Annotated in this window: 20 protein-coding genes; 13 read left to right on the top strand and 7 right to left on the bottom strand. The window is 61.3% G+C overall.

Annotated features, from left to right (window positions below; genetic code table 11):
* The first annotated feature begins 379 nt into the window (after positions 1–379).
* Together ACP7DW_RS06465 and ACP7DW_RS06460 are read left to right on the top strand one after the other, a co-directional pair.
* Complete coding sequence (locus tag ACP7DW_RS06465; RefSeq protein WP_426054417.1) at positions 380–646, top strand: cation-transporting P-type ATPase; 267 nt, start codon at positions 380–382, stop codon at positions 644–646.
* Positions 647–730: 84 nt separating this feature from the next.
* On the top strand, positions 731–925 hold the full coding sequence (locus tag ACP7DW_RS06460) for a hypothetical protein (protein WP_426054416.1): 195 nt from the start codon (positions 731–733) through the stop codon (positions 923–925).
* Positions 926–939: 14 nt separating this feature from the next.
* On the opposite strand, the gene ACP7DW_RS06455 is transcribed toward ACP7DW_RS06460, so the two are convergent.
* The 3 genes from ACP7DW_RS06455 to ACP7DW_RS06445 all read right to left on the bottom strand — a co-directional run bounded on the left by ACP7DW_RS06455 (position 940) and on the right by ACP7DW_RS06445 (position 4275).
* Positions 940–1575, bottom strand: a complete 636-nt coding sequence (locus tag ACP7DW_RS06455) for a PEP-CTERM sorting domain-containing protein (RefSeq protein WP_426054415.1) — start codon at positions 1573–1575, stop codon at positions 940–942.
* 60 nt (positions 1576–1635) lie between these two features.
* Positions 1636–2997, bottom strand: a complete 1362-nt coding sequence (locus ACP7DW_RS06450; RefSeq protein ID WP_426054414.1) for a hypothetical protein — start codon at positions 2995–2997, stop codon at positions 1636–1638.
* Positions 2998–3669: 672 nt separating this feature from the next.
* Positions 3670–4275, bottom strand: a complete 606-nt coding sequence (locus ACP7DW_RS06445; protein WP_426054413.1) for a TetR/AcrR family transcriptional regulator — start codon at positions 4273–4275, stop codon at positions 3670–3672.
* 95 nt (positions 4276–4370) lie between these two features.
* Between ACP7DW_RS06445 and ACP7DW_RS06440 the strand changes: the two genes are divergently transcribed.
* The 8 genes from ACP7DW_RS06440 (at position 4371) to ACP7DW_RS06405 (ending at position 11899) form a co-directional block, all read left to right on the top strand.
* The gene (locus ACP7DW_RS06440; RefSeq protein WP_426054412.1) at positions 4371–5654 is read left to right on the top strand and encodes an NAD(P)/FAD-dependent oxidoreductase; all 1284 of its coding nucleotides are present in this window, start codon (positions 4371–4373) and stop codon (positions 5652–5654) included.
* Positions 5651–6427, top strand: a complete 777-nt coding sequence (locus tag ACP7DW_RS06435; protein WP_426054411.1) for a DUF1365 domain-containing protein — start codon at positions 5651–5653, stop codon at positions 6425–6427. Before ACP7DW_RS06440 ends, ACP7DW_RS06435 begins: the two co-directional genes overlap by 4 nt.
* Positions 6424–7629 (top strand): class I SAM-dependent methyltransferase, encoded by a 1206-nt coding sequence (locus tag ACP7DW_RS06430; RefSeq protein WP_426054410.1) that lies wholly within the window; start codon positions 6424–6426, stop codon positions 7627–7629. Before ACP7DW_RS06435 ends, ACP7DW_RS06430 begins: the two co-directional genes overlap by 4 nt.
* 207 nt (positions 7630–7836) lie before the next feature.
* Positions 7837–8337 carry a TspO/MBR family protein gene (locus ACP7DW_RS06425; RefSeq protein WP_426054409.1) on the top strand — a complete coding sequence of 167 codons (501 nt, stop codon included), beginning with the start codon at positions 7837–7839 and terminating at the stop codon, positions 8335–8337.
* A 35-nt stretch (positions 8338–8372) separates the two neighbouring features.
* A complete protein-coding gene (gene folE / locus ACP7DW_RS06420; RefSeq protein ID WP_116744653.1) occupies positions 8373–9080 on the top strand; it encodes a GTP cyclohydrolase I in 708 nt (235 codons plus the stop codon).
* A 22-nt stretch (positions 9081–9102) separates the two neighbouring features.
* A complete protein-coding gene (locus ACP7DW_RS06415) occupies positions 9103–9528 on the top strand; it encodes a BLUF domain-containing protein (protein WP_426054408.1) in 426 nt (141 codons plus the stop codon).
* Positions 9529–9762: 234 nt separating this feature from the next.
* Entirely contained in the window at positions 9763–10746 is a 984-nt protein-coding gene (locus ACP7DW_RS06410) for a MerR family transcriptional regulator (protein ID WP_426054407.1), read from the top strand.
* A gap of 76 nt (positions 10747–10822) precedes the next feature.
* Positions 10823–11899 (top strand): NAD(P)/FAD-dependent oxidoreductase, encoded by a 1077-nt coding sequence (locus tag ACP7DW_RS06405; RefSeq protein ID WP_426054406.1) that lies wholly within the window; start codon positions 10823–10825, stop codon positions 11897–11899.
* Between the two features lie 29 nt (positions 11900–11928).
* Here ACP7DW_RS06405 and ACP7DW_RS06400 read toward each other — a convergent pair whose 3' ends face one another.
* Complete coding sequence (locus tag ACP7DW_RS06400) at positions 11929–12624, bottom strand: SDR family NAD(P)-dependent oxidoreductase (RefSeq protein WP_426054432.1); 696 nt, start codon at positions 12622–12624, stop codon at positions 11929–11931.
* Between the two features lie 262 nt (positions 12625–12886).
* On the bottom strand, positions 12887–13276 hold the full coding sequence (locus ACP7DW_RS06395) for a thiol-disulfide oxidoreductase DCC family protein (protein WP_426054405.1): 390 nt from the start codon (positions 13274–13276) through the stop codon (positions 12887–12889).
* Positions 13277–13429: 153 nt separating this feature from the next.
* Here ACP7DW_RS06395 and ACP7DW_RS06390 point away from each other — a divergent pair, with 153 nt between their 5' ends.
* The 3 genes from ACP7DW_RS06390 (at position 13430) to ACP7DW_RS06380 (ending at position 18634) form a co-directional block, all read left to right on the top strand.
* On the top strand, positions 13430–13936 hold the full coding sequence (locus ACP7DW_RS06390; RefSeq protein WP_426054404.1) for a DUF3429 domain-containing protein: 507 nt from the start codon (positions 13430–13432) through the stop codon (positions 13934–13936).
* Positions 13937–14231: 295 nt separating this feature from the next.
* Positions 14232–15890: a methyl-accepting chemotaxis protein gene (locus ACP7DW_RS06385; RefSeq protein ID WP_426054403.1), complete on the top strand. Its 1659-nt coding sequence runs from the start codon at positions 14232–14234 to the stop codon at positions 15888–15890.
* 512 nt (positions 15891–16402) lie between these two features.
* Entirely contained in the window at positions 16403–18634 is a 2232-nt protein-coding gene (locus tag ACP7DW_RS06380) for an NADP-dependent isocitrate dehydrogenase (protein ID WP_298405816.1), read from the top strand.
* A gap of 91 nt (positions 18635–18725) precedes the next feature.
* On the opposite strand, the gene ACP7DW_RS06375 is transcribed toward ACP7DW_RS06380, so the two are convergent.
* Together ACP7DW_RS06375 and ACP7DW_RS06370 are read right to left on the bottom strand one after the other, a co-directional pair.
* Positions 18726–19166, bottom strand: a complete 441-nt coding sequence (locus ACP7DW_RS06375; protein WP_426054402.1) for a DUF411 domain-containing protein — start codon at positions 19164–19166, stop codon at positions 18726–18728.
* 68 nt (positions 19167–19234) lie between these two features.
* A complete protein-coding gene (locus ACP7DW_RS06370; protein WP_426054401.1) occupies positions 19235–19639 on the bottom strand; it encodes a hypothetical protein in 405 nt (134 codons plus the stop codon).
* Positions 19640–19653: the final 14 nt, after the last annotated feature.

The raw sequence follows: 19653 nt of genomic DNA, 5'->3' as shown, positions 1-19653 counted from the left end.
AGCGCCAGCCTTGCCATTACAGTCAGCGGGCTGATTTTTGCGCAGTGCGATACCACAGCATTCATCATCATGGCAGTGTCCTCCTGTCCCAGTTAGATGATGTTTGCTACAAAGAGTGCCGTTTTTATCTCATCTGTGACGACACACCTTTAAAGGGGTGATGCTAAGAGCCTATCCCAGTAGATGAATACATCCCCTGCTGGCGCCCCTCAGAAGCGGGGACTGGCCGTCATGCATGACTTGCCTCGTCGTCGCGTGGCTCGCCACGCGTCCTTCTGACGCCTTGTCCGCGCTCCTGATGAACTGCCAGCAGAAGACGCTCCCTACTTAGCCTTGCGCCAGCCGTATGCCATGATGTACGCATGCCCGACACAGGAGGATGACCCTTCTGCCGCAGTGCCCGCATCCCGGCGGATGGGCGACCGCCGAGGCGGCGGCGCGCCTTGCCGCAGACGGTCCGAACGAACTGCCTGCCACGCGCCCGCTGGGCTACTGGCGCCTGCTGGCCGAAATCGTGCCGCTGATCCTGATGCTGTGCCTGGAGTTGGGCGCCTGGGGCGCGAACAGGTGCTGGCACGCAGCATCCCGGCCATCGAATTGCTGGGGGCGACGACGGTGTCGTGCGTCGATAAAACAGGCACCCTGACCAGCAGACGCATGCGGCTGCGCCGCCTGTGGTCGGAAGGGGCGGCCTACGCGTGCGGCCAGGCGCCGGCAAGCGTTCGACTCCATGGAAGCGGCCATCGGCGCGGCCGTGTCCTTGCTGCTGGTGGTGCTGGGCGTGCCAGGGTTGCGGCAGCTGTTTGCCTTTGCCATTCCCGCGACAGGGCCGTTGCTGCCGTGCTGCGTGGTGGCAGCGGCGACCCTGGCGTGGTGCGCCTTGCTGCGGCGTATACTTGCCAGCTTATCCTCTGGTCCCCGCTGACGGGCCGCCACCACTTAGGTGCGCCCGGGCAAAAGGCGGCCCCGGCGCCGTTGCCAGACCAGCGCTCCCATCCCCAGGGCCAGCAGTGCCAGTGTGCCCGGTTCATCGACCTGCAATATCAGGATCGGTACCTGGTCCAGTGCCGCCGGAATCACATTGCCGCCAGCATCACCGAGCAGAATGTCGTCGGCGAACAGGATCGTATTGGCCGGTGCGGGAAAGGGCGGCACCTTCACTTGGAAGGCCAGCGTGGCCAGGCGGAAACCGTCGCCTTGCAGTTGGCCCAGCGTCAGGCCGTCGAGCAGCGACACTTCGTCCAGGTGCAACAGGCCTGGCGTGCTGGCGTCGGCGAATGCCAGCGCCTGGGCGCCGCCGCCCGTCTGGCCCAGCGCAGTGCCCCAGCCCGATGGCGCGCCTGGCAGATAGAACAGCAGGTCAGGATCGTAATACAGATCCAGGTGAAAGGCGCCAAGCTCCGTGCTCAGACCACCCGATTGCAGGCCGGCGATGTTCAGGTCAACCAGCAGCATGCCGCCCGGCGCGATCTGGTAGCTGCCGCGTGGCACCAGGGTCATTTGCAGCGCCTGCGCCATTGGTGCACAGCTCAGGCACGCCAGCCACAACATTGCTGCAGTCAATAACTTCTTCATGATTAAATCTCCCGAAAATGGAGTAAGCCGGCCGGGTAGGGCCGGCTTGAAAGTACCTGCCTACATGCACAGGGGCTGGCTGCAGCTCGCTACCAGCCTGCGCACGTCGAGCGCGGTGATGCGCCCGTCATGGTCGAGGTCGCGCGGGTCGTTCGGACCCGACGCCAGGGTGTTCAGGCCCAGCAGCAATATGTTCAGGTCGTCGCGGTTGACCGCGCCATCGTTATTCAGGTCGCCCGCCGCGGCGCTGACGCTGGTGTAGGTGATGCTCAGCTCCGAGTAATCGACCATGGTGTCGTCCGTCAGCAGCACGTCCAGGTGCTTGTCGATTGCCAGCATGGGCAGGAGGTTGACCACCTGGTCGGGCTGTCCGGTCACGACAGGGGGGGCCACATTGCGCAGCGGGGTCTTCGCCAGGTTCCAGATCAGGTCGTAGGTAGTGCCCGCTTGCGGCGGAAAGCCCAGCAGGTCATTCAGGGAAATCACCCTGGTGGACAGCCCCTGGTCGGTGATAATGCTCTGGTTAAACAGGATGATGTCGTTGTCGACGATGTCGCCCGTCATCCTGATATGCAACTTGACGGTAGCCGAGGTGATGATGGCGCCTTCCGGCACGGTGATGTCATGCGTCAGTCCCACTGACTGATTCATTGCCGGCTGGTCCAGGTCGATGGGCGGCGTCGGCATGAGCTTGTCCTGCAGGTCGAGCACGTGCTGCGACTTGGAGGGCGTATCGGCCAGGTCATCGGGATGGAAGTTGTCCTTGTCGCCGGTCAGGCTGATCTGTGCGGGCGCCCGCTGCTCCAGGACCTGTTCTGTGGAGGCGTTAATGTTGTAGCTGTCAAAAAATACCCAGTGATAGACACCATTATCGGTCGCCCGGATGTCGATCTGGTTATCCCCGAGCCGCAATGCTGGCGTCAGATCCATCGCCACGGCCGCTGGCTGACCATTGTGCATCGTATTTGCAGACAACTGGTAACTGCCGACTGGAATGCCATTGACCGTCAGGGTCATACTGTCGTCCGCCGCCACCAGCGCGACGATTTGCGGTTTCATCCCATTTTCCGGTTCCAGGTGGAGCTGGTGGCGGAAATACGCGGTGCTCGGCGGGCTGCCGGCTTCGGGAACGCCCGGACCGGGCCAGTACCACATCAGGTTGGCATGTATCCCCTGCGCATTCAGGAAGGGATTGGGCATTGTGTGCGGATTGGGATAGGGCCCATAGGCGGGGATCCAGCCGTTGACGCCATTGGGGCTGGCCAGCCACCCGTGGCCGGCGCCGCTCAGCAGGTCGGTGCGGGGCGATGCTGCGTCAGCGGCCGTTGCCGCCATCAGCAGGCTGGCGGCGGCCAGCGCAGCGCCGCCGTAGCAGCGGCAGCGCGCGCATGCCACCGCGATTGTTCGAGCAAAGGTGTTCATGGTGTCCTCTTTCAAAGTGCTGCGAGCAAGGGGCAAGACAGGCCTCGCAGGCAGGTCTTTCCTGCAGCACGTGTCAGAGCAAAAACAGGGCCAAGAGACGCAAGTTCTTGATTCATAGAGAACATTATTGTGGGAAAGCAGTAGCTGCTGTGGCGGCTGTCAAATTCTTCGACAGACCAGGCCGCCTATTTCCGACACGCTGTTGCTAACAGCCTATGCCCGTAGTGAGCGTCTTCTGCGGGTAGTTCATCAGGAGCGCGGACAAGGCGTGAGGAGGACGCGTGGCGAGCCACGCGACGACGATCAACGCAGTCCCCGCTTCCGAGGGGCGCCTGCAGCGAATGGTTTCATTGACTGGGATGGTAATTCCCCCATTTTTAGCGCGCGCTAAAAGTTGAGGTTAAGCGGCCAGGGCAAGCTTCTGTTTTGGTGTGATGCCGCCAGGTGCCATGTTGGGCCGGGCGGGATTGCAAGTCCATAGCCAGCGGCTTGCAAAATCCTCATCTCCTCGAGCTGGTCGTGCATGAAGTCCATCGACCAGGTCTCGTTGATCTGTGCAGGCATGGCCAGCGGCAGCGGTTTTTCGCGACGATCTCGGCTTTCAAGCGCTCCTTGGCATACATCTTTTTCAGGCGCCGGTGACGCAGTGCGGGTAGGGTGCTTGAGTCTGTTTCACTTCAAGCCTTCAAACGAGACTTTGAGCATATGGCGCACGATATCCTCAGGCTCCATCTTGCTGTATTTTTGCAAATACTCGACCGCGGGGTCGCAGGTTCGAGCGTAATAGCTGAAGAGTATGACGTCGGTGGGCAGTTCGCGGTTCAATTGCCCTTGCTGCTGCGCCAGCTTCACCAGGGCCTCCAGCTGCCGGTTCAGTTTCATTATTCGCAGCATGTACTTCACATTGCGGATCAACATGTCGCGCACGTGCGGGCTGGTCGATGGCAGGAACGGCAGTCCGCCGCCCAGGCGCACCCGCAGCGCCCACTCGAGCAGGGCTGACAATTTCTGCAGCGGACCGAGTGCGGTGTCCAGCGCGGCGACATACTCGAGCGCGCCGTCGAGCAGTCGTATCAGCGCCTCACCGATTAGCTCCTCCTTTGATTTGAAGTGCTTGTAAAGGCTGGGTTTGGAGATGCCGACCGTACCGGCGACGTCATCCATGGTCATCAAGTCATAGCCTTTTTGGCTCAGTACTGCCGTCGCGGCATCCAGAATGGCGTTCTCGCGCAGCTTAAATGCTTGATTTTTAAAGCTTAGTCTTGGAATTATACTCATTGGTAATTTTTGATACTAATCAGTAGCTTTTATTATTTGGAGGTAGTAATATTAGCACGCCAGTAAAAAATGGTCAGAATAATCAATAAAACTACATGAACCCGCCACGCAAACGCATCGCTATCATCGGCTCCGGCATTTCAGGTCTGGCCAGCGCCTATTTCCTCAACCGCAAGCACGACGTCGTGCTGTTCGAGGCCGCCGGCTATCTTGGCGGCCACACCAACACCGTGGATGTGACGCTGGAAGGGCGCTGCCACGGCGTCGATACGGGCTTTCTGGTCTATAACGAGCGCACCTATCCCAACCTTGTGGCGCTGTTCGGCGAGCTGGGTGTCGACAGCATCGCCAGCGACATGTCGTTCGGCGTGTCCATGGATGGCGGAGCGCTGGAATGGGCAGGCTCCAGCCTCGATACCGTGTTTGCGCAGCGGCGCAACGCCGGCTCACCTTCCTTCCTGCGCATGCTGTGGGACATCCTGCATTTCAACCGCAACGCGGAGCGCTTTCTGCAATGCTCGAACCAGACGGTGCTGACGTTGGGACAGCTTTTGCAGCGGGAGGGCTATGGCGCGCGCTTCCGCGACGCCTACCTGCTGCCGATGGCGGCGGCAATATGGTCCAGTTCGCCAAGCGATATATTGCAATTTCCCGCGGCGACCTTTTTGCGTTTCTGTCTCAACCACGGTCTGTTGCAGGTCAACGACCGTCCGCAGTGGCGCACGGTCGCAGGCGGAGCCCGCCACTATGTCGACAAGATCGCCGCCACGCTGCCTGACATGCGTCTGAACACGCCGGTGGTTTCCGTGCGGCGCAGCGCAGGCAGGATGCAGGTGTGGAGCAATAGCGCGGACGCCGACGAGTTCGACGCCGTCGTGTTCGCTACCCACGCGCCGACCACGCTGGCCATGTTGCACGACGCCAGTCAGACAGAGCGCGCCATCCTCGGCGGCGTGCGCTACCAGCCCAACACTGCCTACCTGCACACGGACACGAATCTTATGCCACGGCGGCGCAAGGTCTGGTCGGCCTGGAACTACCTGGCGGGCGCGCAGGCGGATGGACAGCGTCCCGTGTGTGTGAGTTACTGGCTGAACCAGCTGCAGGCATTGCCGTTCGAGGCACCGGTGATCGTGACGCTCAATCCGCACACGCTGCCGGCCGAAAGCAAACTGCTTGCCACGTTCGACTACGCCCACCCGGTGATGGACCTCGCTACCGTGCGCGCCCAGCAGCAGCTGGCGCAAATCCAGGGCAAGGGCGGTGTCTGGTTTGCCGGCGCCTGGACCGGCTACGGCTTCCACGAAGACGGCCTGAAATCGGCACTGCGCATCGCCGCGGCATTCGACACGGCGCCAGCATGGAGTGTGCTGCCATGAAGCAGGCTACCGCTCAACTGTTGTACGGCCAGGTGACGCATGTGCGCCTGCGTCCGGCGCCGCACCGCTTCGTCTATCCGCTCTTTTATGTGCGCTTGAACCTGGCCCGGCTGGACGAATGTGATACGCGCTGGTTCGGCGTGGACCGCTGGCGGCCGCTGTCGATACGGCGACGCGACTATGGCCCGCGCGATGGATCGAGTCTGGAGCAATGGATGCGCGCTCTGCTGCGCGACCACCACATCGACGCCGACGGCGACATCTGGCTGCAAACCTTTCCCCGTGTGGCTGGCTATGTGTTCAATCCCGTCAGTTTCTGGCATTGCCACGACGCGGCTGGCCAGCTGCGCGCCGTGCTGGCCGAGGTCAACAACACCTTCGGCGAAAGCCACCGCTACCTGATGCGCATCGCCCACACGGCCGGTGGTTCGGCCACGGCCATTGCCGACAAGCAGATGCACGTGTCGCCGTTCTGCGAGGTCAAGGGGCACTACCGCTTTCGCTTCCGACTGGACGGCGCCAGCCACTGCACCGGGCTGGACTATCACGACGCTGGCGGCGTGCTGCTGCGCACTGCGCTGAGCGGGCGTCCCGTGCCGATGACCGACAGCGCATTGGCTGGCGCCCTGCTGCGCTATCCGCTGCTGGGGCTGGGCATCGTGTTCCGCATTCACTGGCAGGCGTTCAGGCTCTGGTTGAAACACGTTCCGTTTTTCAGCAAGCCGCCTGCCCCCTCTCATCAAACCACCGTGCACCAGGAGCCTGCCCGATGAATCGCACATTATCTACCGCCACGCTGTCCGCCCCCATCGGCGCACGGTTCTTCCTCAGGCTACTGAACAATATCCGTCACGGACACCTGGAACTGATCACCCCCTGCGATACGCGCATGGTATTCGGCGACGCCCATGCCGCTTCCGGCGCGACGCTCAAGCTGCACGACTGGCGCGCCTGCCAGCGCATCCTGCGCGCCGGTGACATCGGTTTTGCCGAGGCCTACGCGGCTGGCTGGGTCAGCACGCCGGACCTGACCGCGCTGCTGCGCCTGGCGCTGCGCAACGAAGCGTCGCTGAACCAGCTGGTGTTCGGCGGTGCGCTGGCGCGCTGCTGGTACCGGCTGCGGCACTGGCTGCGCCCCAACACGCGCAAGGGCAGCATGCGCAACATCCACGCGCATTACGACATCGGCAACAATTTCTACCAGCTCTGGCTCGATCCCAGCTGGACGTATTCCAGCGCGCTGTTCGACGGCGACTACCAGTTGACGCTGCAGGACGCCCAGCGGCGCAAGTACCAGCGGATCATCGACACGCTACAGCTACGGCCCGGCCAGCGCGTGCTGGAAATCGGCTGCGGCTGGGGCGGCTTTGCTGAGCAGGCCGCGCAACAAGGTATCCACGTGCATGGCGTGACGATTTCGCCGTCGCAGCTGGAGGTGGCGCAGCGCCGCGTGCAGGCGTTGGGGCTGAACGACCGCGTGCAGCTGGAGCTGTGCGATTACCGTGACCTGCGTGGCGAGTACGACGCCGTGGTGTCGATTGAAATGTTCGAGGCCGTGGGCGAGCAGTATTGGCCGCAGTATTTCCGCACCGTCGCGGCGCGGCTAAAGCCCGGTGCACAGGCGCTGGTACAGTCGATCACCATCGGCGAACAGCATTTTGCGCGCTACCGCAGCAGCACCGATTTCATCCAGCAGTACATTTTCCCCGGCGGAATGCTGCCCAGCGTCGAACGTTTCGAACGCCAGGCGGCCCGCAGCGGCCTGCGCCCGGTCGAACGCCACGCCTTCGGCCGCGACTACGCCGAAACGCTGCGCCGCTGGGATGCTCGCTGCCGCCTGCACCATCCGCAGATCGCGGGCCTGGGCTTCGACGAACCCTTCATGCGGATCTGGCATATGTACTTCGCCTATTGCGAAGCTGCCTTTGACGAGGGACGCACCGATGTTGTTCAATTCCTGCTGCAGAAGGCCTAGTCGCTGTGGCGCCTGGGCCAGCTCGTGCTGAGGTTCGGCAGGCGCGCATGCGCCCCTTGAACCGGCCCATCGCCATCACTTACTTTTTGCTGGAAAAATGAACGATACTCAACCACTCTTGGCATGGTATGCCACGCTGACCCCGGACACCGTTGGACGGGCGGGCCAATTGTACGCGGCGGACGCAGCAACAAAGGGAAGGAAGGCATGAACGGGGCCAAGTCCATGAAGCGGGGCGCATTGCTTCAGTTGGCCGGCTGGCTCGCGCTGACCGCCGCTTTTGCAGCGCTGGGCGCGTTCGCCTCCGTCCACGCGGCCGTGTTTTATGCGCAGCTGGACCGCCCCGGCTGGGCACCGCCCGCCTGGCTGTTCGGTCCCGTGTGGAGCTTGCTGTATCTGATGATGGCCATCGCCGCCTGGCGCGTCGGTCGTGCCGCTGCACCCCGCGCCTGCCCGGCGCTGCTGTTCTATCTGGCGCAGCTGGCGGTCAACGCACTGTGGAGCTGGCTATTCTTTGCCTGGCATCTGGGCGCGGCGGCGTTTGCGTGCATCGTCGTGTTGTGGCTGATGATCGCCGCGACCATCGTACTCTTCGGCCGCCGCGAACGCCTCGCCGCCATGCTGCTATGGCCCTATCTGGCATGGGTCAGCTTCGCCGGGGGGCTGTGCTTCAGCATCTGGCAGCGCAACCCGTCCCTGCTCGGCTAAACGCTACAACGCACTACCAACAACAAGGAATTCCCATGACGAATGAAAAGCAGCTTGACTACCGGGTTGCCGGCACACCTGCCTCCGAACGCATACGCGCCCGTTTGATGGCAAGCGGTGTCCGTTTCCACGCCAACGACAATATCGCCGACTACATCGAAAGCGGCGAAATGGATGAACTGCTGGACGAGGTCAGTCTGCGCATGCAGGGCGTGCTCGAGAGTCTGGTGATCGACACCGCCAACGACCACAACTCGCAGGACACGGCGCGCCGCGTGGCCAAGATGTATTTGCTGGAAGTGTTCGGCGGGCGTTACATCCCCCCACCGCCCGTGACAGAATTTCCCAACGCCGCCAACCTGAACGAGCTGATGATCATCGGCCCGATCACCGTGCGCAGCGCCTGTTCGCACCACTTGTGCCCGGTCATGGGCAAAGTATGGATAGGTGTGATGCCCAACCAGCACTCCAACCTGATTGGCCTGTCGAAGTATGCGCGGCTGGCGGGATGGATCATGAGCCGTCCGCAGATCCAGGAAGAAGCCGTGGTCCAGTTGGCCGAACTGCTGCAGGAAAAGGTCAAGCCGGACGGGTTGGCCGTGATCATGGAGGCCGATCACTTCTGCATGCAGTGGCGTGGCGTCAAGGACAATGACGCGCGTATGATCAATAGCGTCATGCACGGTTCTTTCCTCAAGGACCCCGCGCTGCGGCGGGAGTTCCTCTCATTGATCAAACGCTGATCCACCGTCCAAAGGAGTTTCCATGCTCGTCCGTCTACTCTATGCCAGCCGCGCCGCGGGCACTATCGATGCCGCTACCATCGGCGCCATACTCCAGCAGTCCCGCCGCCACAATCCACCGAGCGGCATAACCGGCGTCCTGTGCCACAGCGAACGGTTTTACCTGCAGCTGATCGAAGGCGGACGTGAACAGGTCAATATCCTGTATGCCCGCATACTCGCCGATACACGACACACAGGCGTCACACTGCTGCACTACGCAGAAATGAGCGAGCGTCGCTACGCTGGCTGGACGATGGGACAGACCAACCTCGACAAGCTCAACCCGGGCACGCTGCTGCGCTACTCGATGCTGCCCGAGTTCGATCCGTTCGCGCTTGGCGGAGCCAGTTCGCTCTCGCTGGTCGACGAGTTGATGGCTGGCGCTGCCGTCCTTGGTCGGGCCTAAGGGCGACGCGCCATCGCCTCTGCACCGAAGCTGTCGCGGCATCGGCCGCTTGCGGCGGGTTCATGTTCAATGTTGTTGCATTTCACTTGAAAAACAGTCGGGTCTGTTCCCGGCTCACGGGGAGTTGGCGTGGTGATGAACTGGATTTGTAGCGGTGTCTTCGGCGATTTTCGTCTGTTATCTGCCGCTTGCGCGATATAATCAGGGATTACAGGTTCATTATCGGTTCGATTTATGGTGCAATCCTTACTTCCTCCTCAGTCCGACAACAGTCAGCCTGTTCAATATCGCAGCGGGGTCGCCGCCAGACTCGCTGGCTTGCCGGTTGAAACGTTGCGCGTGTGGGAGCGTCGTTACGGCATCTCCGACACCGGCCGTAGCGCGCATGGCCAGCGTTTGTATTCCGAGGATCAGGTTCGTCGGCTGCGGCTGATGAAGCAACTGGTCGACCAGGGCCATCCAATTGGCGCGCTGGCGAAGCTGCAGTTGGAACAATTAGGCCAGTTTGCGTTGGTACCGGAGCCTGGCGCGCCCTTGCAGCCTTTGCAGCCTATGCGCCTGGCACTGATGGGCACGGCTCTGGCGCGACGTCTGGCCGTCGGCGGGCGAGAGTTACTGGCGCTCGATATCGTCGCCCACTTTCAGAATCTGGACGAGGCGGCAGCGACATGGCCTGGCACCGGCGCGCAACTGCTGTTGATGGAAATATCGGAACTCGATGAGCGCGTGGTGCCGGCGATTGGCGCGCTGCGTCAAAAACTGGGGATGGCGGTGGTGGTGTTGTACCGTTTCGGCGCCAGCGCGACCATACGCCAGTTGCGCGCTCAGGGCTGCCTGGTTGCGCGCGTACCCAACGATGTTGCAGAAATAGTGTTGCTGTGCCAGGCGGCGCTGGCTGCGTTGCCCTTGGCGCAAGCTCAGCTTGCGCGGCAGCGCCCGGCGGCGCCGGCCCCGCGCCGCTTCGACGACCGGGCGTTGGCGGAGCTGGCGGCGGCCAGCAGTACTGTCCACTGTGAATGCCCGCGCCATCTGACGGAGATCCTGTTGATGATCAACAGCTTCGAGCGTTACAGCGAACAATGCTCGTCGCGCAATGTGGACGACGCGCTGTTGCATGAGCAGTTAGGGCACGCCGCCGCTACCGCCCGCATGGTTCTGGAGGAAGCGCTGTTGCGGCTTGCCCGGGCGGAGGCGCTGCCTTTGCCGGCGGGCCTGTAAGCGCAAAGTCATCATTTATCAGGAGCACCATGCCGTATTCCACCATCACGAAAGCCCCGTGCCGCCCGCATATGTCATGGCACTCGCCAGCCTGGCGCCTGTCTGGCCGCGCGGCAACGGTGTTGCGTTTGCAGCCGTGCAAGTTGCTGCGCAGAAGACTGAGCATCTCATGATGCGCTCTTCTCGCATCGCCATCATTGGCGCCGGCATCGCCGGTTTGGCCTGTGCCACTGCCTTGAGTCAGGCTGGCTTCCAGGTCACTCTGTTTGACAAGAGCCGCGGCGCGGGAGGGCGCATGAGCACACGGCGCGGCGCCGACTGGCAATGCGACCATGGCGCACAGTATTTTACCGCGCGCCACCCTGAATTCCGCGCCGAGGTGAGCCGCTGGGAGCGGGCCGGCGTGGCTGCGCAGTGGCAGCTGCAGCTGCGCGGCCTCGATGCCGACGGATGCAGCGGCGGTGCACCGGTCGAGCGCTTTGTCGGCGTTCCGCGCATGTCGTCTATCGGCGCGTGGCTGGCCGCCGATCTGGCATTGCACACAGAGATGGCGATCAGTGCGTTGCAACGTGAAGACAACGCTTGGCGCTTGCATGTGCAGGATGAGGGGCCACTTGCGCATCGTTATGACATGGTCGTGCTTGCGGTGCCGGCGCCGCAGGCGGTGCCACTGCTGGGCCAGGCTGCGCCATTGCAGGCCGCGCTGGCGGCCGGGACAAATATGGCAGGCTGCTGGGCAATGATGCTCGAGTATGCGCAGCCGTTGGCATTGGGCTTCAATGCGGGTTTCCTCAACGCCGGCCCGCTGCGCTGGGTGGCACGCGACAGCGCCAAGCCTGGCCGTAGCGGTCGCGAAAGCTGGCTGTTGCATGCCAGTGCCGAATGGAGCGAGGCGCACATTGAGCTCGATGCCGATAGCATTGCCGCGCAGCTGCTTGCCGCCTTTATCAGTCTGGGCGGCCAGGTGCCGCAACGCTGGAGCGTACACCGTTGGCGCTATGCCAGCACGCCGCAGGCGCGTCACGATGTCTGCCTATGGGAGGCAGGGCAGGGTCTGGGGATGTGCGGCGATTGGCTGAACGGTGGCACAGTGGAGGCTGCCTGGCTTAGCGGTCATGCACTGGCACAACGCATCATTGCCGGCTCCGCTTAAGCTTGGCGCGCGTGCCGGCGCGCTGCGTACTACCAGGAGAGGCGCGTGCCGTCGTATGCCAGGAATGTGCCGCTGTCAGACGGCCTCAGGGTGTTGAGTACGCTGAGCATGTCGCTGGCGGCGTCATGCGCGGGACGTCCGATAAGCTCACCGCGAAATGGCCGCGACAAGCGAGAGTTGACGGTGCCCGGATGCAGCGCGACCAGCACGCTGTGCTTCTGGTTACGCGCCAATTCGATGGCTGCCGTCTTGACCAGCATGTTGAGCGCGGCTTTCGAGGCGCGGTAGCTGTACCAGCCGCCTAGCTGATTGTCGCCTATGCTGCCCACTTTCGCCGATAACATGGCCATGATGGCGCGTTCACCGTCGAGCAGCGGCAAGAAATGGCGCATGAGCAGTGCCGGCCCCATGGTGTTGGTCTGGAAAATTGCCTGCATCTGCTCATAATTGAGGTCCGCCAGGCGTTTCTCCGGCATGAGATTGCCGTCGTGCAGCATGCCTGCGGCGTTGATGATCAGGTGATAGGGCGGCTTGGTGGCAAGTTCTCGTGCTGCCTCGGCAATGCTGTTTTCGTCGGCAAAGTCGAGTCGTGGTGTCGAATGGCGATGCAGGCCGCACACGGATGCGCAGCGTGGCATGGCGCCCAACAGGTCGACGAATGCGGCGCCGATCGCGCCCGACGCGCCAAGCACTAGCGCGTGAAACTGATCAGGAAGACTGGACATCATGGCATGCTGCTCCATTCAAGGGTGGGGGGTGTACCTATCTGTTTCCTGACATGGTTCCTGGCACGCCATCTTGACCTAGCTTAGCGCCCTGCATCGTAGGTGTCCAGCTTGGTGTGCGTCCGTCTGATAAAAAAGCGGTTCATTATCGGTTCTATGCATCGAGATATGGCACTGTCAGCATGCGCTTTCACCATGAGGGCGTCTGTTCTACCCGGGTTGCACCGTGCCGACATCGATGCCAGGACTGACACTACAGTGGCTAGTCAGTGCCGCATTGTCTGACTAGCCACTGGAGGCTGGGACGCAGGCGCAAGAAGCCACGATACAGCAACTCCAGCAGCGTTTGCATGCCGGGCAATGCGCCCAATTTCCCCAGCCAGCGCCAGGCCGGGTAGAGCAGCCATAGTGCAACGAAGGCCGCCGCGCCGCTCAGCATGGCGCCGTCCTTCGTTTGCACATGAAATCTCGCCATCAACTCCTGGCAACGGCAACCCGCGATTGCGCTCAGCTTGGAATCGCTGACATCGACCCATTCGATGGGGGTCGTCGGCACAGCACCTTGATACAGGCTGATTTCCCAACGGCACAAAGGACAGGAGCCATCAAAAAAAACAGTTGTCGTATTGCCGTTTTCGGCAGGGTTGGGCATGGCTTGACCTCTTTAGGTAGTGAGTACTTGTTGTGATGAACCTACATTGAACCTATATATATTGGACTATGCGGTTCATTATAGCTACAATCGTGCAATGGCCGCTCAGGTAGCGATCAACGCCGCACAACATTGACAAACAAAGAGGGTTGCATGAACAAGCTGGCATTGAAGGCCGCTGCGGCCGACGAACTGGAGCGGGCGCGTCAAATGAGCCGGGGCCGCACGCCGCGCCTCGTTGCCTGCCTCGCTTACGCTGGCCTGATACCGTTCCTTGCCTTACTGGCGGCGAGCTGGCTCGATACGCAGCGTAGCGGTGTCTGGCAGCAATTATCACTGCAATACGGCGCTGTGATCCTCAGTTTTGTCGGCGCTCTGCACTGGGGGTTCGCCATGAGCGTGCAATTCGTCAGTGATCGCAAGCGCAACGTCTGCTTTGCCTGGAGTGTGATTCCCGCCTTGCTGGCCTGGGTGGCCTTGGCGCTTGACCCGCTTGCGGGCAGTGCCTTGCTGGCCACCGGCTTTGGCGTCCATTACTTCCAGGACTGGCGGCTATTCAGGCATGCCGGCTTGCCCATCTGGTATTTGCCGCTGAGGTTGCAATTGTCCGTCGTCGCCGCTGCGAGCCTGCTCGCCACCAGCTTCGCCAGCCAGGCATGAGGCAAGGCTGGGTGGGCCATCAGGCCGCTGGGTGCCCGGCTTTCATCGGCGAAAACACACAACGCGGCTCCACCAGCGGTTGGCAAACAGAGAGGCAGTTGCCGTCCTGCATCAATTGACACTTGTTAGAAAAATCCTGTCTTTCCGCGCGCGTATCCATTGCAAAAAATTAAATGTTGCAAATTTAAAATTTGCAACGCCTATTTGCTCGCCAAAGACGTTGCCGCAAAGAATCATCATTGATCGGACAATGGCGTCCTTATCGCTCTGTCCTGCAAACCACATAGAGACTTGAATGAACAATTCCACTCAAACCGTCGGCACCCGCCTGGCGATAGGTTTCGGCATCACTTTCGCGCTGACAATCTTACTCACCGGCCTGGCCATGAATCGAGTCGGCAGCATCGATCAGACGCTCAGCCGCGTCAACGATGTCAATAACGTCAAACAGCGCCACGCGATCAACTTCCGCGGCAGCGTCCACGACCGTGCGATTGCCGTGCGCGACGTGGTGCTGGCCACTGACGCCGCCGCCGTGCAGGTGCAGGTGAACAAAATCAAGGCGCTTGATGACAAATACCAGCAATCGGCGGCCCCGCTCGATGCCTTGTTTGCCGGTGCCGTGACTGCCGATGAAAAAGCAGCCTTGAGCAGCATCAAGGACACCGAGCGCCGCGTACAACCGTTGATCGCCAAGGTGATCGAGTTGCGTAGTGCCGAGCAATTTGCGCAGGCTTCCAGCCTGCTGGCGCAACAGGTCGGCCCTGCCTTCGTTGACTGGCTGGCGTCGGTGAATAAACTGATCGACCTGGAAGAGAAGATGAGCCAGGACGCTACCGCCGGCGCCCGCGCGCTGAGCAGCAGCTTCTTCACCTGGATGCTACTGCTGTGTTCGGTTGCCATTGCCGCCGGCGTAAGCAGTGCCTGGTATATCGGTCGCGGGCTGCTGCGGCAACTCGGAGGACAACCGGATTATGCGGTCAGTATCGTTAGCCGCATCGCTGCTGGCGACCTGTCCGTCGCGATTCACACAGCGAAAGACGACCACAGCAGCCTGCTGTTCGCCATGAAAAAAATGCGCGACAATCTGGTCGGGATCGTGGCGCAGGTGCGGACCGGCACCGAAACAATTTTCAGCGCGTCGACCGAGATCGCAGCCGGAAACTTGGATCTCTCATCGCGCACCGAACGCCAGGCAGGAACGCTTGAAGAGACCGCATCGTCTCTGGAAGAATTAACCAGCACCGTGCGTCAGAATGCCGACAATGCGCGGCAGGCCAATGTACTGGCCGAGTCCGCATCCGAAGTCGCGGTACGTGGCGGGGCCGTGGTGGCGCAAGTGGTCGAGACTATGGCGGCAATCAATGAATCGTCCAAGAAAATTGTCGACATCATCGGCGTGATCGACTCGATTGCCTTTCAGACCAATATCCTGGCGCTCAATGCCGCCGTGGAAGCGGCGCGCGCCGGAGAGCAGGGCCGCGGCTTTGCTGTCGTGGCAACCGAGGTGCGTAACCTGGCTCAGCGTTCGGCCTCGGCCGCCAGCGAAATCAAGGCCTTGATCGGCAGTTCGGTGCAGCGGGTTGATATCGGCGCGCGCCTGGTTGACGACGCCGGCACCACGATGGAAGAGATTGTGCGTAGCGTAAAACGCGTCACCGACATCATGGCAGAGATCAGCCTGGCCAGCCAGGAACAAAGCACCGGCATCGAATCGGTCAACCAGGCCGTAGGCGAGATGGACGAAGCGACCCAACAGAACGCCGCCATGGTCGAACAAGCCAGCAGCGCCGCCGCATCGCTGCAGAAAGAAGCGCAGATGCTGGCCGAGGTGGTCGGCGTCTTCCAGCTCAGCGCCGATCCCGAAGGTAGCCGCAATACCGGTGATGTCGCCATCAAGGCGGCTCTCTCGCGGGCCGCCCGCAAGCCGGCAGTGCGCCGCTTGGCCGCCTGACCGCTCGCGGTGGGCGAAAAACAGGGGCGCGACTTGACGTTCACGGCCAGCTTTCTTGAAAACGTGCCGTCAATGCTGATGCACCCCTGGAATAATTCCTGGAGAGTAACTAACATAACATCGGCAATTGCTGGCTCGATAGCGCCGGGTTCCGGGTGTTGTTGATCAGCAGTGCGCGGCATCGTCAGGAACGAGCGGGCGTGACGTCGCTCCCATTTGAATATTGTCAATATTGAATGATTTTTCGTGGCCGCATACATGCCGTGCTATTCTCCTGCGCCCATTTCAAGGCCGAAAATGGCCGTTCTGGCCCGGCGCCATCAGATATTTGCTGTCTTATATAAGATTCGTCGCCATCGGATACACAAACAGCGGCAGGACAGTCTAAAATACGTGGTGGGCAAGCACGGCGTCACCGCCGGCACACTAGCCGTCCAAAGCAAGGCTAACCGTCCTGTGTTTGGAATGAAGAAAGTTAACCACCAGGCATCACCGCATACAAGGGAATGAACATGGCAACACAAAAATCCAAAATCATCTACACGCTGACTGACGAGGCGCCGCTGCTCGCGACGTATTCCCTGCTGCCAATCATCAAAAAATTCACCGCGCCGGCTGGCGTGGATATCGTCGCCACGGATATTTCGGTGGCGTCGCGTGTACTGGCCGAGTTTCCCGAATTCCTGACGGACGCGCAAAAAGTCCCGAATACCCTGGCTGAACTGGGCAAACTGACCCAGAATCCAGACACCAACATCATCAAATTGCCGAACGTCAGCGCTTCCCAAGGCCAATTGATCGCTTGCGTGCGCGAATTGCAAAGCCGTGGCTACAAGCTGCCCGACTATCCGGAAGACGCGAAGACGGAAGAAGAAAAAGCCTTGAAGGCCCGTTTCGGCAAGTGCATCGGCAGCTCCGTCAATCCGGTCCTGCGTGAAGGCAATTCCGACCGCCGCGCACCGAAGGCTGTCAAAGAGTATGCACGCAAGCACCCGCATTCGATGGGCGAGTGGAGCCAGGCGTCGCAAACCCACGTCTCGCACATGCATCATGGCGACTTCTACCATGGCGAAAAATCGCTGACCCTGGAAAAGGCGCGCGATGTCAAGATGGAACTGGTCACCGCCTCGGGCAAGACCATCGTGCTGAAACCGAAGGTTGCGCTGAAAGCGGGCGAAATCATCGACAGCATGTTCATGAGCAAGAAAGCGCTGCTGGAGTTCTACGAGAAGGAAATCGACGACGCCTTCAAGACGGGCGTGATGTTCTCGCTGCACGTCAAGGCGACCATGATGAAGGTCTCGCACCCGATCGTCTTCGGCCACTGCGTGCGCATTTTCTACAAGGACGCGTTTGCCAAGCACGCCGAACTGTTCGACAAGCTGGGCGTGAATGTCAACAATGGCATGAGCAACCTGTACGACAAGATCGAGACCCTGCCAGCGTCGCAAAAAGATGAAGTGCTGAAAGATTTGCACGCCTGCCACGCGAATCGTCCGGAACTGGCCATGGTCGATTCGGCCAAGGGCATCACCAACTTCCATTCGCCGAACGACATCATCGTCGACGCGTCCATGCCCGCCATGATCCGTATCGGCGGCAAGATGTGGGGCGCCGACGGCCGTCCGAAAGACGTCAAGGCAGTCATGCCGGAATCGACTTTCGCGCGCATCTACCAGGAAATGATCGGTTTTTGCAAATGGCATGGCAACTTCGATCCGAAGACCATGGGCACCGTGCCGAACGTGGGCCTGATGGCGCAGCAAGCGGAAGAATACGGTTCGCACGACAAGACCTTTGAAGTGCCGGAAGGTGGCACCGCCAACATCACCGACCTGGAAACGGGCGAAGTGCTGTTGACGCAAACGGTCGAAGAGGGCGATATCTGGCGCATGTGCCAGGTCAAGGACGCGCCGATCCGCGACTGGGTCAAGCTGGCCGTGACGCGCGCGCGCAACTCGGGCATGCCGGCCGTGTTCTGGCTCGATTCCTACCGTCCGCACGAGAACGAAGTCATCAAGAAGGTACAGGTGTACCTGAAGGAGCACGACACGAGCGGCCTGGAAATCCAGATCATGTCGCAAACGCGCGCCATGCGCTACACGCTGGAACGCGCCTTCCGTGGCCTGGACACCATCTCGGTGACCGGCAACATCCTGCGCGATTACCTGACCGACCTGTTCCCGATCCTGGAACTGGGCACGTCCGCCAAGATGCTGTCGATCGTGCCGCTGATGGCCGGTGGCGGCATGTACGAAACGGGCGCCGGCGGTTCGGCACCGAAACACGTCAAGCAACTGGTGGAAGAAAACCATTTGCGCTGGGATTCGCTGGGTGAATTCCTGGCCCTGGCCGTGTCGCTGGAAGACATGGGCATCAAGACGGGCAATGCGAAGGCCAAAGTCCTCGCGAAAACCCTGGACGAAGCCACCGGCAAGCTGCTGGACAACAACAAGTCGCCATCGCCACGTACTGGCGAGCTCGACAATCGCGGCAGCCATTTCTACCTGGCCATGTACTGGGCGCAAGCCCTGGCAGCGCAGAAGGACGATGCGGAACTGGCGGCGCACTTCGCGCCAGTGGCCAAAGCCCTGGCCGACAACGAAGAAAAGATCGTTGCCGAGCTGAAAGCGGTACAAGGCAAGGAAACCGATATCGGCGGCTACTACCTGCCTGATCCGGCGAAGACGGAAGCGGTGATGCGTCCGAGCGCCAGCCTGAATGCGGTGCTCGACAGTATCTGATGCAGTCCTGACAGGCGGTAAGGTCATTACTGCCTGACAAAAAAACGCCGCCGGGAGCCATCCCGGCGGCGTTTTTTATTGTTCCCTGCCTTTATTTGTAGTGCTGGTAGACCGTAGTGCCATTGGCTTTCACCAGGAACACGTCGTAGGGATCATTGCGCGGTCCTTCCATGCCTGGCGAGCCCATCGGCATGGCCGGCACGGCCAGTCCTTTCGCCTGGGGTTTCTCGCGCAGCAGGCGCTTGATGTCGCTGGCGGGCACGTGGCCTTCGATGGCGTAGCCGTTGACGATGCCCGTGTGGCAGGAGCCGAACTGGTCGGGTATGCCGGCGCGCTGGCGATATTGCGCTGGCATCTCGACGTTCTTGGCGCGCACGGTAAAACCGTTCGCTTCCAGGTGCTTGACCCATGCGGTGCAGCAGCCGCACGACGCGCTTTTGTAGACGTCGATGACGGGGGCGGCGGCCGTGGCGAGCAGGGGCAGGCCCAGCATGGCGGCGCAGGCGCCGCGCAATAAGAAATGTTTGATCATGTGTTGCTTTCAGACGAATAAGGGCTATCGTGGCCACACGGGTGGCCTGCCTGGGACGAGCTTGGACTTTAAGCGGAAAGCGGCCGCGGCGGCCGGCGCGGGCCGTCAGGAATGAATCCTGTCAGCAAGGTGGCCGTTGCGATGGTGACTTGTTGCGCGCCGGTGCAGGCTGCGGCAGGCAGGGAAAGGCAGGGCGGCATCAGCGCGCCCAGGCAAAAAATCGAGCAAACGCCGCAAGCCGGATGCTTGGCAGGGGTCTTGTTTTCTTCTTGCGTATCGGCGTGGTGGGGGACGGCGGATGACTGCGCAGCGTGATGCTGGCAGTTCGCTGCCAGCATCGCGTCAGGGAAGGCCGCGAGTGGCGCGCACGCCCGCATGGCGCCGCTTGCTGCCGCTTGCAGCGGCATCGCCGTGATCAATAGCAGGATCAGCCATGTTTTGAAGAGTTTTAGCATCGCCAGAAAGTATAGCATAGGGGCATTGTCGC

Origin of the sequence: Janthinobacterium sp. PSRC1-1 (assembly GCF_049897525.1) — a bacterium.
In the GTDB taxonomy this organism is placed as follows: Bacteria; Pseudomonadota; Gammaproteobacteria; order Burkholderiales; family Burkholderiaceae_D; genus Janthinobacterium; species Janthinobacterium tructae.
This window is presented reverse-complemented; position numbering and strand designations above follow the sequence as displayed.

What these genes read in the sequence shown, in the direction of transcription:
- ACP7DW_RS06460 (WP_426054416.1), top strand. Translation starts at nt 731, where the DNA reads ATGGAAGCGGCCATCGGCGCGGCCGTGTCCTTGCTGCTGGTGGTGCTG.
- ACP7DW_RS06375 (WP_426054402.1), bottom strand. Translation starts at nt 19,166, where the DNA reads ATGATCAAACATTTCTTATTGCGCGGCGCCTGCGCCGCCATGCTGGGC.
- ACP7DW_RS06465 (WP_426054417.1), top strand. Translation starts at nt 380, where the DNA reads ATGACCCTTCTGCCGCAGTGCCCGCATCCCGGCGGATGGGCGACCGCC.
- ACP7DW_RS06455 (WP_426054415.1), bottom strand. Translation starts at nt 1,575, where the DNA reads ATGAAGAAGTTATTGACTGCAGCAATGTTGTGGCTGGCGTGCCTGAGC.
- ACP7DW_RS06445 (WP_426054413.1), bottom strand. Translation starts at nt 4,275, where the DNA reads ATGAGTATAATTCCAAGACTAAGCTTTAAAAATCAAGCATTTAAGCTG.
- ACP7DW_RS06380 (WP_298405816.1), top strand. Translation starts at nt 16,403, where the DNA reads ATGGCAACACAAAAATCCAAAATCATCTACACGCTGACTGACGAGGCG.
- ACP7DW_RS06370 (WP_426054401.1), bottom strand. Translation starts at nt 19,639, where the DNA reads ATGCTATACTTTCTGGCGATGCTAAAACTCTTCAAAACATGGCTGATC.
- ACP7DW_RS06425 (WP_426054409.1), top strand. Translation starts at nt 7,837, where the DNA reads ATGAACGGGGCCAAGTCCATGAAGCGGGGCGCATTGCTTCAGTTGGCC.
- ACP7DW_RS06430 (WP_426054410.1), top strand. Translation starts at nt 6,424, where the DNA reads ATGAATCGCACATTATCTACCGCCACGCTGTCCGCCCCCATCGGCGCA.
- ACP7DW_RS06415 (WP_426054408.1), top strand. Translation starts at nt 9,103, where the DNA reads ATGCTCGTCCGTCTACTCTATGCCAGCCGCGCCGCGGGCACTATCGAT.
- ACP7DW_RS06450 (WP_426054414.1), bottom strand. Translation starts at nt 2,997, where the DNA reads ATGAACACCTTTGCTCGAACAATCGCGGTGGCATGCGCGCGCTGCCGC.
- folE (WP_116744653.1), top strand. Translation starts at nt 8,373, where the DNA reads ATGACGAATGAAAAGCAGCTTGACTACCGGGTTGCCGGCACACCTGCC.
- ACP7DW_RS06435 (WP_426054411.1), top strand. Translation starts at nt 5,651, where the DNA reads ATGAAGCAGGCTACCGCTCAACTGTTGTACGGCCAGGTGACGCATGTG.
- ACP7DW_RS06400 (WP_426054432.1), bottom strand. Translation starts at nt 12,624, where the DNA reads ATGTCCAGTCTTCCTGATCAGTTTCACGCGCTAGTGCTTGGCGCGTCG.
- ACP7DW_RS06395 (WP_426054405.1), bottom strand. Translation starts at nt 13,276, where the DNA reads ATGCCCAACCCTGCCGAAAACGGCAATACGACAACTGTTTTTTTTGAT.
- ACP7DW_RS06405 (WP_426054406.1), top strand. Translation starts at nt 10,823, where the DNA reads ATGGCACTCGCCAGCCTGGCGCCTGTCTGGCCGCGCGGCAACGGTGTT.
- ACP7DW_RS06390 (WP_426054404.1), top strand. Translation starts at nt 13,430, where the DNA reads ATGAACAAGCTGGCATTGAAGGCCGCTGCGGCCGACGAACTGGAGCGG.
- ACP7DW_RS06410 (WP_426054407.1), top strand. Translation starts at nt 9,763, where the DNA reads ATGGTGCAATCCTTACTTCCTCCTCAGTCCGACAACAGTCAGCCTGTT.
- ACP7DW_RS06385 (WP_426054403.1), top strand. Translation starts at nt 14,232, where the DNA reads ATGAACAATTCCACTCAAACCGTCGGCACCCGCCTGGCGATAGGTTTC.
- ACP7DW_RS06440 (WP_426054412.1), top strand. Translation starts at nt 4,371, where the DNA reads ATGAACCCGCCACGCAAACGCATCGCTATCATCGGCTCCGGCATTTCA.